General features: G+C 69.0%; 9 protein-coding genes. 6 read left to right on the forward strand and 3 right to left on the reverse strand.

Translation table 11 applies throughout. From position 1 onward, the window contains the following. Positions 1–162: 162 nt before the first annotated feature. The 4 genes from aceE (at position 163) to lpdA (ending at position 7,136) form a co-directional block, all read left to right on the forward strand. Positions 163–2,874, forward strand: coding sequence for a pyruvate dehydrogenase (acetyl-transferring), homodimeric type (gene aceE, locus PE066_RS20745; protein ID WP_271234409.1), 2,712 nt, complete (start codon positions 163–165; stop codon positions 2,872–2,874). Positions 2,875–2,979: 105 nt separating this feature from the next. After that, positions 2,980–4,698 (forward strand): dihydrolipoyllysine-residue acetyltransferase, encoded by a 1,719-nt coding sequence (gene aceF, locus PE066_RS20750; RefSeq protein WP_271234410.1) that lies wholly within the window; start codon positions 2,980–2,982, stop codon positions 4,696–4,698. A 36-nt stretch (positions 4,699–4,734) separates the two neighbouring features. Next, positions 4,735–5,325 (forward strand): MFS transporter, encoded by a 591-nt coding sequence (locus PE066_RS20755; RefSeq protein ID WP_271234411.1) that lies wholly within the window; start codon positions 4,735–4,737, stop codon positions 5,323–5,325. Next, a complete protein-coding gene (lpdA, locus tag PE066_RS20760; RefSeq protein ID WP_271234412.1) occupies positions 5,322–7,136 on the forward strand; it encodes a dihydrolipoyl dehydrogenase in 1,815 nt (604 codons plus the stop codon). The genes PE066_RS20755 and lpdA overlap by 4 nt, the downstream gene beginning before the upstream one ends. Positions 7,137–7,154: 18 nt before the next feature. On the opposite strand, the gene PE066_RS20765 is transcribed toward lpdA, so the two are convergent. Next, on the reverse strand, positions 7,155–7,709 hold the full coding sequence (locus tag PE066_RS20765) for a C40 family peptidase (RefSeq protein WP_271234413.1): 555 nt from the start codon (positions 7,707–7,709) through the stop codon (positions 7,155–7,157). 139 nt (positions 7,710–7,848) lie between these two features. On the opposite strand from PE066_RS20765, the gene PE066_RS20770 reads away from it, so the two are divergent. Then, complete coding sequence (locus PE066_RS20770; protein ID WP_440480613.1) at positions 7,849–8,967, forward strand: PQQ-dependent sugar dehydrogenase; 1,119 nt, start codon at positions 7,849–7,851, stop codon at positions 8,965–8,967. Between the two features lie 9 nt (positions 8,968–8,976). Here PE066_RS20770 and PE066_RS20775 read toward each other — a convergent pair whose 3' ends face one another. Continuing rightward, the gene (locus tag PE066_RS20775; RefSeq protein ID WP_271234414.1) at positions 8,977–9,633 is read right to left on the reverse strand and encodes a response regulator; all 657 of its coding nucleotides are present in this window, start codon (positions 9,631–9,633) and stop codon (positions 8,977–8,979) included. A 9-nt stretch (positions 9,634–9,642) separates the two neighbouring features. Continuing rightward, positions 9,643–10,728 (reverse strand): hybrid sensor histidine kinase/response regulator, encoded by a 1,086-nt coding sequence (locus tag PE066_RS20780; protein ID WP_271234415.1) that lies wholly within the window; start codon positions 10,726–10,728, stop codon positions 9,643–9,645. 200 nt (positions 10,729–10,928) lie between these two features. Here PE066_RS20780 and PE066_RS20785 point away from each other — a divergent pair, with 200 nt between their 5' ends. Beyond that, the gene (locus PE066_RS20785; RefSeq protein WP_271234416.1) at positions 10,929–12,170 is read left to right on the forward strand and encodes a GGDEF domain-containing protein; all 1,242 of its coding nucleotides are present in this window, start codon (positions 10,929–10,931) and stop codon (positions 12,168–12,170) included. Positions 12,171–12,184 lie beyond the last annotated feature (14 nt).

Here is a 12,184-nt window from a genome sequence, read left to right on the forward strand (position 1 = left end):
CGTGCCCTTGCTGTCACATTGTGAAATGGTGCGGCGCAATTTGAAAAGAGGCACTTTCTGTGCGAAACTGCCCGCGCCGCCGCAGCCAAGGTCGCCCGTTCCATGGGCAAGCCAGCCGTTGCGCCCGTACTAAATTACCCCGAACCCACAGGAGACCTCCCGATGTCAGCCCAGCCCGAGCACGCGTTCGGCGCGGCCGCCAACGATGCGGACGCCGAGGAAACCCGCGAATGGATCGACGCGCTGTCCGCGGTGATCGCCAATGAGGGCCGCGATCGCGGCCACTTCCTGCTGGAGCACCTGCTGGAGCAGGCCCGGCAGGAGGGCATCGACATGCCCTTCTCGGCCACCACCGGCTACGTCAACACCATCGAGCCGCAGGACGAGGAACGCTGCCCCGGCAACCTGGAGATGGAGGAGCGGCTGCGCGCCTACATGCGCTGGAACGCCATGGCCATGGTGGTCAAGGCCAACCGGCTGCACCCGGAGGACGGCGGCGACCTGGGCGGCCACATCAGCTCGTTCGCTTCGGTGGCCACCATGTTCGGCTGCGGCTTCAACCATTTCTGGCACGCCGAGAGCGAGAACCACGGCGGCGACTGCCTCTACATCCAGGGCCATAGCGCGCCCGGTGTCTATGCCCGCGCCTTCCTGGAAGGCCGGCTGACCGAGGACCAGTTGCTGAACTTCCGCCAGGAAGTCGGCGGCAAGGGGCTGTCGAGCTACCCGCACCCCAAGCTGATGCCGGAGTTCTGGCAGTTCCCGACGGTGTCCATGGGCCTGGGCCCGCTGATGGCGATCTACCAGGCGCGCTTCCTGAAGTACCTGCACGCGCGCGGCATCGCCGACACCGCCAACCGCAAGGTCTGGGCCTTCCTGGGCGACGGCGAGATGGACGAGGTCGAGTCGATGGGCGCCATCGGCGTGGCTGCGCGCGAGAAGCTGGACAACCTGGTCTTCGTCGTCAACTGCAACCTGCAGCGGCTGGACGGCCCGGTGCGCGGCAACGGCAAGGTCATCCAGGAGCTGGAAGGCGAGTTCCGCGGCGCCGGCTGGAACGTGATCAAGCTGGTCTGGGGCAGCTACTGGGACCCGCTGCTGGCGCGCGACAAGGAAGGGATCCTGCGCCAGGTCATGATGGACACGCTGGATGGCGACTACCAGCACATGAAGGCCAACGACGGCGCTTACGTGCGCAAGCATTTCTTCGGGCGGCACCCCAAGCTGCTGGAGATGGTCGCCAAGATGAGCGACGAGGACATCTGGCGCCTCAACCGCGGCGGCCACGACCCGCAGAAGGTCTATGCGGCCTACCACCGCGCCGCGAATCACAAGGGTCAGCCGACGGTGCTGCTGGTCAAGACCGTCAAGGGCTTCGGCATGGGCCGCGCCGGCGAGGGCAAGAACATCGCCCACCAGGCCAAGAAGATGAGCGACGAGGACATCCGCACCTTCCGCGACCGCTTCAACATCCCGATTCCCGACGACAAGCTGCCGGAGATCCCCTTCTACAAGCCGGAAGAGGACACGCCGGAGATGAAGTACCTGCACGCCCGGCGCCAGGCGCTGGGCGGCTACCTGCCCAAGCGCCGGGCCAGGGCCGAGGAGCAGCTGCCGGTGCCGCCGATCGACACCTTCAAGGCGGTGCTGGAGCCGACCGCCGAGGGCCGCGAGATCAGCACCACGCAGGCCTTCGTGCGCTTCCTGACCACGCTGCTGCGCGACAAGCAGCTCGGCCCGCGCGCCGTGCCCATCCTGGTGGACGAGGCGCGCACCTTCGGCATGGAGGGGTTGTTCCGACAGATCGGCATCTACAACCCGGAAGGCCAGAAGTACACCCCGCAGGACCGCGACCAGGTCTCCTACTACAAGGAAGACCAGTCCGGCCAGATCCTGCAGGAGGGCATCAACGAGGCTGGCGGCATGGCCAGCTGGATCGCGGCGTCGACCTCGTACTCGACCAACAACCGCATCATGGTGCCGTTCTACATCTACTACTCGATGTTCGGCCTGCAGCGGGTGGGCGACCTGGCCTGGGCGGCCGGCGACATGCAGGCGCGCGGCTTCCTGCTGGGCGGCACATCCGGGCGCACCACGCTCAACGGCGAGGGCCTGCAGCACGAGGACGGCCACAGCCACATCCTGGCGCAGACCATCCCCAACTGCGTGAGCTACGACCCGACGTTCGCGCACGAGGTGGCGGTGATCCTGCACCACGGCCTCAAGGGCATGGTGGAGCGGCAGGACAACGTCTTCTACTACATCACGCTGCTCAACGAGAACTACGCCATGCCGGGCCTGCAGCCCGGCACCGAGGAGCAGATCATCAAGGGCATGTACCTGTTCAAGCCCGCCGCGGGCAAGGACAAGGCGCCGCTGGTCAACCTGCTGGGCTCCGGCTCCATCCTGCGCGAGTCGATCGCCGCGCAGGAGCTGCTGGAGAAGGACTGGGGCGTGCGCGCCAACGTCTGGAGCTGCCCCAGCTTCAACGAGCTGGCACGCGAAGGCCAGGACTGCGAGCGCTGGAACCTGCTGCACCCGACCGACCAGCCGCGCGTGCCGTTCGTCACGCAGCAGCTGCAGCCGCACGCCGGACCGGTGGTCGCGTCCACCGACTACATCAAGGCGTACGTCGAGCAGATCCGGCCGTTCATCCCCCAGGGCCAGGCCTACAAGGTGCTGGGCACCGACGGCTTCGGCCGCAGCGACTTCCGCAGCCGGCTGCGCGAGCACTTCGAGATCAACCGCCACTACATCGTGGTGGCGGCGCTCAAGGGCCTGAGCGAGGACGGCAAGGTGCCGGCCTCCCGGGTGGCCGAGGCGATCGCGAAGTACGGCATTGCCGCCGACAAGATCAACCCGTTGTACGCATGAGCAGGAGGCGGCCCCCCGAAAGGGCCAGCGCCGCAGCCTGCAGCGCGGGGTATCGTTGTTGACCGCCGGCCGGCGGCTCACAAGAACAAACAGGAGAACAGGCCCATGGCATCGGTCGAAGTGAAGGTTCCGGACATCGGGGACTTCAAGGACGTCGCCGTCATCGAAGTGCTGGTCCAGCCGGGTGACCGGATCAAGCCGGAGCAGTCACTGGTCACCGTCGAGTCGGACAAGGCCTCGATGGAGATTCCTTCCAGCCACGGCGGCGTGGTGAAGGAGCTGAAGATCAAGCTGGGGGACAAGCTGTCCGAGGGCAGCGTGCTGCTGGTCCTCGAAGCCAGCGATGCGGGCGCCGCGAGCCCTGCGCCTGCGGAGCAGGGCAGGGTGGGGGCGCAGGCCTCGACGCCTGCAGCGCCGGCCCCGTCGGCCCCCGCCTTGGCTCCAGCCCAAGCGTCCGCCCGGACGGGAGGAGGGGAGAGCCAGCCGGCCGCCATCGAAGTCCGCGTCCCCGACATCGGCGACTTCAAGGACGTCGCCGTCATCGAACTGCTGGTCAAGCCGGGCGATGCCGTCCGGTTGGAGCAGTCGCTGATCACGGTGGAAAGCGACAAGGCCTCGATGGAGATCCCGTCTTCGGCAGCGGGGGTGCTCAAGGAGCTCAAGGTCGGCCTCGGCGACAAGGTGAACATCGGCGACCTGATCGCGGTGATCGAGGGTGCAGCGGGCGAAAGCGCCGCACCGCCGCCCGCTGCAGCGCGGGCCGAGGCTGCGGCCACCCCGGCGCCTTCGCCCGAAACCGCGGGCAAAGCTGCGCCGGCGAGCCAGGGCCGGGCGGGTGAGCGCATCCTGCCCACCGCCGCGCTTGCGCCGCACGAACCGGCGGCGCCCGCCGGCAAGCTGCCGCACGCGTCGCCCTCGGTGCGCAAGTTCGCGCGCGAACTGGGCGTGCCGCTGGAGGAGGTCCGGGGCTCCGGCCCCAAGGGCCGGATCCTGCAGGAGGACGTGCAGAACTTCACCAAGGCGGTGATGCGCGGCGACGCCCGCACGCAGATGGCCGCCGGCAAGGGCGGGGCGGCCGCGGGCGGCGCCGGCCTCGGCCTGCTGCCCTGGCCTGAGGTGGACTTCGCGAAGTTCGGCCCGGTCGAGCGCAAGGACCTGTCGCGCATCCGCAAGATCGCCGGCCCCAACCTGCATCGCAACTGGGTGATGATCCCGCACGTCACCAACCATGACGACGCCGACATCACCGAACTGGAAGCGTTCCGCCTGCAGCTCAACAAGGAAAACGAGAAGAGCGGCGTCAAGGTCACCATGCTCGCGTTCCTGATCAAGGCCTGCGTGGCGGCGCTCAAGCAGTTCCCCGAGTTCAACAGCTCGCTGGACGGCGAGCAGGTGGTCCTGAAGCGCTACTGGAACATCGGCTTCGCTGCCGACACGCCCAACGGCCTGGTGGTGCCGGTGATCAAGGAGGCCGACCGCAAGGGCATCCTGCAGATCAGCACCGAGATGTCGGAACTGGCGAAGAAGGCGCGCGACGGCAAGCTGTCGCCGACCGAGATGAGCGGCGCGACCTTCACGATCTCGTCGCTGGGCGGTATCGGCGGGCGCTACTTCACTCCCATCATCAATGCCCCGGAAGTCGCTATCCTCGGGGTGTGCCGCAGCCGGACCGAACCGGTCTGGGACGGCCAGCAGTTCCAGCCGCGGCTGGTGCTGCCGCTGTCGTTGTCCTGGGACCACCGCGTGGTCGACGGCGCCGCCGCGGCCCGCTTCAACGCCTTCCTGGGCGCCATCCTGGCGGATTTCCGCCGCATGCTCCTCTGACCGAGAGCCGATCCGCAAGCAAGAAGAACATCGCTTATGACGACTGTGGTGGTAGTAAGGAAGGCCGGCCAGATCGCCATCGCCGCCGATACCCTGGTGACCTTCGGTGACACGATGCTGTCCAAGCGCTACGAAGACAACACCAAGATCTTCCGCGTCGACACCGAAGCCGGTCCCAGCTACATCGGCATGGCCGGCACCGTGGCGCACTTCCCGGTGCTGCGCAAGGCCATCGGCTCCATGCCCCGCGAGATCCTCCAGCTGGGCAGCAAGGACGAGGTGTTCGACACCTTCACCAAGCTGCACCCGTACCTGAAGGACAACTTCTTCCTGCAGACCAAGGAAGAGGACAGCGATCCCTACGAGTCCAGCCAGTTCAGCGTCGTGATCGCCAACGCCAGTGGCATCTACGGCCTGTACAGCTACCGCGAGGTGTTCGAGTTCAAGGAGTTCTGGGGCATCGGCTCGGGCCGCAGCTTCGCGCTGGGCGCCATGCATTCGATCTACGGCAAGGCCAAGACCGCGCGCGAAGTGGCCGAGGCCGGCATCACCGCCGGCTGCGAGTTCGACCGCAACTCGGCGCTGCCTTTCGACCTGTTCACGCTGCGGATGAAGGAAGCCAAATGAGCCGGGTCGATGTCAAGGTCCCCGATATCGGGGACTTCAAGGATGTGGCCGTGATCGAGCTGCTGGTGCAGCCCGGCGACGAAGTGAAGCAGGAGCAGTCGCTGGTCACGGTGGAGAGCGACAAGGCCTCGATCGAGATTCCGTCCAGCCACGCGGGCGTGGTGAAGGAACTCAAGGTCAAGCTCGGGGACCGGGTGTCCGAAGGCAGCTTGCTGCTGGTGCTGGAGGCCCTTGATGCGAGTCCTGCACCCCAGCCCTCGCCCCTGCAGGAAGAGCGCGCGGCGCCGGCGCAGGAGCCGGCAGCGCGTGCTCCGGCGCCAGCGGGAGTAGAGCGGGATGAGCCGGCCGCTGCCCGAACGACGGGCGAGGCCGGCAGTGCCAGTTTCGACTGCGATGTCCTGGTGCTCGGCGGCGGCCCCGGCGGCTACTCGGCCGCGTTCAGGGCGGCCGACCTGGGCCTGAAGGTGGTGCTTGTCGAGCGCTACGGCACGCTGGGCGGTGTGTGCCTCAACGTCGGCTGCATTCCGTCCAAGGCGCTGCTGCACGTCGCGGCCGTGATGGACGAGGCCAGCCACTTCGAATCGCTGGGGGTGAGCTTCGGAGCGCCCCAGGTCGACCTGGACAAGCTGCGCGCCCACAAGGCCAAGGTCGTGGGCAAGCTCACCGGCGGCCTGGCGGCGATGGCGAAGATGCGCAAGGTCACGGTGCTGCGTGGCGTGGGCCAGTTCACCGGCCCGCACGAGCTGGAAGTGGCCGAGACCGCCGGCCCGGCGCAGGAGCCCACCGGCCAGAAGCAATCGCTGCGTTTCCGCAACGCCATCATCGCCGCCGGCTCGCAGGCCGTTCGCCTGCCGTTCCTGCCGCAGGATCCGCGCATCGTCGATTCCACCGGTGCGCTGGAGCTCCCGGCGGTCCCCAAGCGCATGCTCGTCCTGGGCGGCGGGATCATCGGGCTGGAGATGGGCACGGTGTACTCCACGCTGGGCGCGCGGCTCGACGTGGTGGAGATGCTCGACGGCCTGATGCAAGGCGCCGACCGCGACCTGGTGCGGGTGTGGCAGAAGATGAACGCGCGCCGCTTCGACAAGGTCATGCTCAAGACCAAGACCGTTGGCGCCGAAGCGACGAAGGACGGCATCCTGGTTCGCTTCGAGGGCGAGCAGGCGCCCGCCGAACCCCAGCTCTACGACCTCGTGCTGCAGGCGGTCGGCCGCAGCCCCAACGGCCGGCGCATCGCCGCCGACAAGGCCGGCGTGCAGGTCGACGAACGTGGCTTCATCCCGGTCGACATCCAGATGCGCACCAACGTGCCGCACATCTACGCCATCGGCGACATCGTCGGCCAGCCCATGCTCGCACACAAGGCCGTGCACGAGGGGCATGTGGCGGCCGAAGCGGCCGCCGGCCTGAAGAGCGCGTTCGAGGCGCGGGTCATTCCGAACGTCGCCTACACCGACCCGGAAGTGGCCTGGGTGGGCCTGACCGAGGACCAGGCCAAGGCCCAGGGCATCGCCATCACCAAGGGCCACTTCCCCTGGTCGGCCTCCGGCCGGGCGATCGCCAACGCCCGGGACGAGGGCTTCACCAAGCTGCTGTTCGATGCGCAGACGCACCGCATCCTGGGCGGTGCCATCGTCGGCACCCACGCCGGCGACATGATCGGCGAGGTCGCGCTGGCCATCGAGATGGGCGCCGACATGGTGGACATCGGCAAGACCATCCACCCGCACCCGACGCTGGGCGAGAGCATCGGCATGGCGGCGGAGATCGCCGAGGGCACCTGCACCGACGTGCCGCCCCCGCGCAAGTAGTGCGGGGCAGGGCGAGCGTTATGGCTCGGCCGCCGGGGAAGGCTGGGCCACCAGCACCCGGCGGGCGCCGTCGAAGCGGCGCTGCCAGTAGCTGCCGTTCATGCTCTCCAGGCGCACTTCGGCGCCGGGCTTGGGCGAGTGGATGAACTTGCCGTCGCCGACGTAGATGCCGACATGGCTGAAGGCGCGCCGCATGGTGTTGAAGAACACCAGGTCGCCGGGGCGCAGGTCCTGCTTGTCGATCGCCTGGGTGGCGGCGGCCTGCTGGTCGGCCTTGCGCGGCAGCACCAGCCCGACCGTCTGCTCGTACATGGCCTTGACGAAGCCGCTGCAATCGAAGCCGGTGTCGGCGCTGTTGCCGCCGCGGCGGTAGGGCACGCCCAGGAAGCCCATGGCCGTGACCACCAGCTCCGAGGTGGTGTCGGTGATGCGCTCGCGCACCGCATCGAGCCGGCTCAAGACGCCTTTCTCGGCCATGAAACGGTGCAGGTCATCCTCGGCCGCAGTTGGCGCGCCATGCGCCGCCGACACGGCCAGGGCCAGGACTGGAACAATGCTGAGCCACCTCGACATGGCGCGCAGGGTAAGGAGCGTGATACAAGAAGTCAAGCGAGGTTCGCAATGTAAGCCGTTGATGCTGATGCATTTTCACCTCGGTTCTTTCAGGCCAGAGTGCGAACGGGCGGCGTCCCCGTCACAGGAGGTCATGGAGATGGTTCCTTTCGATGCGAGCGCCCGGCTCCGGCGAGCGTCACTGTTTGCCGCCCTGCTGGCCAGCCTGGCCGCCGGGGTCGCGGCCCAACCCCGGGCCACGCCCGTAGCAGCCGGGCTGGAGCATCCCTGGGCGGTGGCCTTCCTGGACGAGGGCCGCTTCCTCGTGACCGAGCGGCCGGGCCGGATGCGGGTGGTGGAGCCGGATGGGCGGCTCGGGCCGCCGCTGCCCGGCGTGCCCGAGGTGGTCGCCGCCGGCCAGGGCGGCCTGCTGGACCTGGTGCTGGACTCGGGCTTCGCGACCAACCGGACGCTGTACTTCTGCTTCTCCGAGCCGGGCAGCGGCGGCAACTCCACCGCCCTGGCCAAGGCGCGGCTGGCCAGCGACCGCAGCCGGCTGGAGGACGTGCAGGTGATCTTCAGCCAGAAGCCCAAGGTGGACAGCCGGATGCACTTCGGCTGCCGCATCGTCGAGGCGCGTGACGGCACCCTGTTCCTGACCACCGGCGATCGCTATTCGCGCATGCAGGACGCGCAGCGGCTGGACAACCATCTCGGCAAGGTGATCAGGGTCACCAAGAATGGCGCGCCGGCGCCCGGCAACCCCTTTGTCGGCCGCGATGGCGCGCTGCCCGAGATCTGGAGCTACGGCCACCGCAATTCGCAGGGCGCGACGCTGGCGCCGGATGGCCGCTTCTGGATGCACGAGCACGGCGCCCAGGGCGGCGACGAGATCAACCTGCCCGAAGCAGGCCGCAACTACGGCTGGCCGGTGATCACCTGGGGCGTGAACTACGGCGGCGCCAAGATCGGCGAAGGACTGACCTCCAAGCCCGGAATGGAGCAGCCGCTGCACTACTGGGTGCCGTCGATCGCCCCATCGGGCATGGCCTTCCTGACCAGCGACCGCTACGGCCCGGGCTGGAAAGGCAACCTCTTCATCGGCTCGCTCAAGTTCGGCTACCTCGACCGGGTCGAGCTGGAAGGCGGCAAGGTCGTGCGCGAGCACCGCCTGCTCGAGGGCGTGGGCCGGGTGCGCGACGTGCGCCAGGGGCCCGACGGGCTGCTGTACCTGCTGACCGACAGCGCCAACGGCCGGCTGCTGCGACTGCAGCCCTGAAGCGGCGGCTCAGGCCTTCACCAGGCCCTTGCGCACCGCGTAGCGGGTCAGGCTGGCGATGTCGTTGAGCTTGAGGCGCTCCATGATCCGGGCCCGGTGCACGTCGACCGTCTTGGACGACAGCCCCAGTTCGAAGGCGATTTCCTTGGAAGCCCTTCCCTGCGCGATCAGCTTGAGGATCTCGAGCTGCCGGTCGGTCAGCTCGTCGCTGGCGGCCGGTTCCGAGGGTTGCAGCAGGCGCTGCGCGATGACCGGGCTGAAGTAGGTGCCGGTGGCCATCACGCTGCGGATCGACTGCTCCAGTTCGAACGGCGGCGCGTCCTTCATCAGGTAGCCGCAGGCGCCGCTGGCTACCGCGCGCTTGACGAAATCGACCGTGTCGTACATCGACAGCACCAGCAGGCGCACGCCGGGGTGCTTGCCGTGGATCTCGGCGATGGCGGCAATGCCATCCATGCCCGGCATCGAGATGTCGGTCATCACCACGTCGGGCTGCAGCGAATCGACCAGGGTCACCAGCTCGCGGCCGTCGCGCGCCTCGGCGATCACCTCGACGCCTTCCACCATCGTCAGCAGGGCCTTGATGCCCGATCGCACCAGGTCATGGTCGTCGGCCAGCACCACGCGGATGGGCTTTGCGGCCGTCTTCGGTTGGACTTCTCTCATCTTCTCTTTTTACAGCACGGCCCGGACGGCGACACCGGCACCCGGACGAGTGCGGATGTGCAGCCGCCCGCCGGCCACCTCCGTGCGCTCGATCATGCCGTACAGCCCGACATTGCGTTCGCTGGGCTGGCCGTCGAGGACCGAATGCTTGTCGAAGCCGGCGCCGTCGTCCAGCACCAGCAGCCCGATGCGGCCATCCGGCAGGAAGCGCAGGCGCACGCGCACCAGGGCGGCGCGCGCATGGCGCACGGTGTTCACCAGCGCCTCCTGCACCAGCCGCATGGCCACCGAAGCATTTTCACCGGGCGGCCGCGGTTCGGCCCCGCGCGCAGTGACCTCGAACGCCAGCCCGGCCGGCTCGGCGATGCGCTGCACCGCGGCCTGCACGGCGGGCACCAGTCCCAACAGGTCCAGCTGGGCCGGACGCAACAGGAACGACAGGGTCTTGACCTGCTCGACGGCCGCCTGCGCCATCTCCATCGCGGTGCCGGTGTGCTGGCGGGCCGCCTGCGGGTCGGGCGAGCGCTGGGCGGCGTGCAGGTGGATCACCATGCCGGTCAGGGTCTGCCCGAGCTGGTCGTGCAGCTCGCGCGAGATCAGGCTGCGCTCGCGCTCCTGCGCGGCCACCAGCCGCGCCGACAGCTTCTTGAGGCGGCGGTACGCCGCTTCCAGCTCGCGCGCCATGCGCTCCTGGTCGGCCGCACGCCGGCGCTCGGCCATCACCCGCTCGATGATCTGCGGCAGCGTGCCCAGCTTGTCCTTGGTGACGTAGTCCTTGGCGCCGCAGCGCAGCACGTGCACCGCCGCTTCCTCGCCGATGGCGCGGGTCACCACGATCAGCGGCACGGCCAACTGCCGCGCCATCAGGATCTGCAGGGCCGCGTAGGGCGAGAAGCGCGGCATGTTGAAGTCGCACAGGATCGCGTCGTAGTCCTCCTGCAGGCCCTGGCCGAAGCTGGTGGCGTCGTCGACGCGGTGCAGTTCGTAGCGCCGGGTCGCGTCGGCCCGCTGCAACGCGATGCCCATCAGTTCGACATCGTCGGGGTTGTCCTCCACGCAGAGCAACCGCACGGCAGGCAAGAAAGCAGAAGACATTTGCGCGGCCATGGCTGAGCGGGACCGCGGAAAGTTTACCCGCGGCTCGAGCGGGGCCCTGTCGCGCTGGCGGCGCGCTGCTAGGCAAATTCCTTAAGAGCGGACCTGAACGCGCTTAATCGCACTGTCACTCATCAGTGGTTTCATCTGGTCACTCGATGTAAACGCGGCGCCCGACTGCAGCCGCGTGCCAACCCCCAGTGAACGAAGTCAGCACGCCCGCCGATACGCCCGCGCCGTCCAGCCGCCCCGGACACGGTTCGCGCAGCGGCAGCCGGCCCGGCCTGCCGCACAGCTGGGTGTCCAGCAGCGTGCGCCGGATGGAGCCCTGGCTGCTGGGGGCGATGGGTGTCAGCCTGACGGCACTCGCGGTTTACCTGCAGGCCGACCTGCAAGCGGCCGGCACCGTGGCCCTGCTGCCGCTGCTGGCTGCCGCGTGGGCCCAGGCACGTCCGGCCCGGCGCCAGCGCGAACTCGGCGGCCGGGCCTTCGCGGTCACCGCCGCCGCGCTCTTCCTGCCCCTGCAGGCAGCGGTCGGCGCGGTTTCGGTGGATGCCCTCTGGCTGGCCTGGCTGGCGATCGCCGTCGTGGCCTATGGGGTGGTGCTGCGCCCAGCCTGGAGCCTGGGCCTGGCCGCGTTCGCCTTGCTGCAGGCGGCCCCGGTGGTGATGCTGGCCGAAGCGGCGGTCGTCCCCGGCGGACCGATGACCGCCTTGCTGGCGCTGCCGCTCGTGGCGGCAGCGGTGGCGGCGGGCCGGTGGTTGCGGCGCCTGCACGCGCGTCGAGAGGCGCACTGCTTCGATTCCGCCACGGGCTTGTGCTCGCTGGCGGGTCTGCTCGCCTATGGCGAGGAACTGCTGGCGGCTAGAAGCCCGGCGGTGGCGACCCTGGTGGTGTTCGATTGCCGCGACCTGCTGGAAGTGCGCCAGATCTATGGCAGCCGGGTGGCCCGGATCCTGCTGCAGCGCCTGTCCGGCAAGCTCGCGGAGATCGCCGGCGAGCGCGGGCTGGCGGCGCGCACCGGTCCGGTCGAGTTCGCCGTGCTGCTGCCGGGCGCCGGCCGCGAGCGGGCCTTGCAGGCGCTGCAGCAGGTTCTGGGCGCGCCCTCGCGCATCGAGTTCGAGGCCGGCGACAGCGAGATCATGCTGGTACCCGACTTCCTGCTCGGCCGCCTCGGCGAGGAGGAGGATGACCTGCGGGCGCTGCACCGCACGCTCGGCCGCAAGCTGGCCTGGGGGCGCGAGCAGGAAGAGCGGCGGCGCCGCTACCTGCGGCGCGAGCGCGAGCGGCATTCCCGGCCGATGCCGCTGCAGGACGATCCGCCAGCCGCCCCACCATCGGGCAATCCGCGCCGTCCGGTGCTGCAGGACCGTTCGTTCGCGCAAACCGAACTGCCGCCGACCGTGCCGATGCCGCTGCCGCTGAACGTGGCGGCGCGGTGACGCCCCGGCCGCGG

This window comes from Ramlibacter tataouinensis, from assembly GCF_027941915.1.
GTDB classification, from domain to species: Bacteria; Pseudomonadota; Gammaproteobacteria; order Burkholderiales; family Burkholderiaceae_C; genus Ramlibacter; species Ramlibacter tataouinensis_C.

What these genes read in the sequence shown, in the direction of transcription:
- aceE (WP_271234409.1), top strand. Translation starts at nt 163, where the DNA reads ATGTCAGCCCAGCCCGAGCACGCGTTCGGCGCGGCCGCCAACGATGCG.
- aceF (WP_271234410.1), top strand. Translation starts at nt 2,980, where the DNA reads ATGGCATCGGTCGAAGTGAAGGTTCCGGACATCGGGGACTTCAAGGAC.
- PE066_RS20755 (WP_271234411.1), top strand. Translation starts at nt 4,735, where the DNA reads ATGACGACTGTGGTGGTAGTAAGGAAGGCCGGCCAGATCGCCATCGCC.
- lpdA (WP_271234412.1), top strand. Translation starts at nt 5,322, where the DNA reads ATGAGCCGGGTCGATGTCAAGGTCCCCGATATCGGGGACTTCAAGGAT.
- PE066_RS20765 (WP_271234413.1), bottom strand. Translation starts at nt 7,709, where the DNA reads ATGTCGAGGTGGCTCAGCATTGTTCCAGTCCTGGCCCTGGCCGTGTCG.
- PE066_RS20770 (WP_440480613.1), top strand. Translation starts at nt 7,849, where the DNA reads ATGGTTCCTTTCGATGCGAGCGCCCGGCTCCGGCGAGCGTCACTGTTT.
- PE066_RS20775 (WP_271234414.1), bottom strand. Translation starts at nt 9,633, where the DNA reads ATGAGAGAAGTCCAACCGAAGACGGCCGCAAAGCCCATCCGCGTGGTG.
- PE066_RS20780 (WP_271234415.1), bottom strand. Translation starts at nt 10,728, where the DNA reads ATGTCTTCTGCTTTCTTGCCTGCCGTGCGGTTGCTCTGCGTGGAGGAC.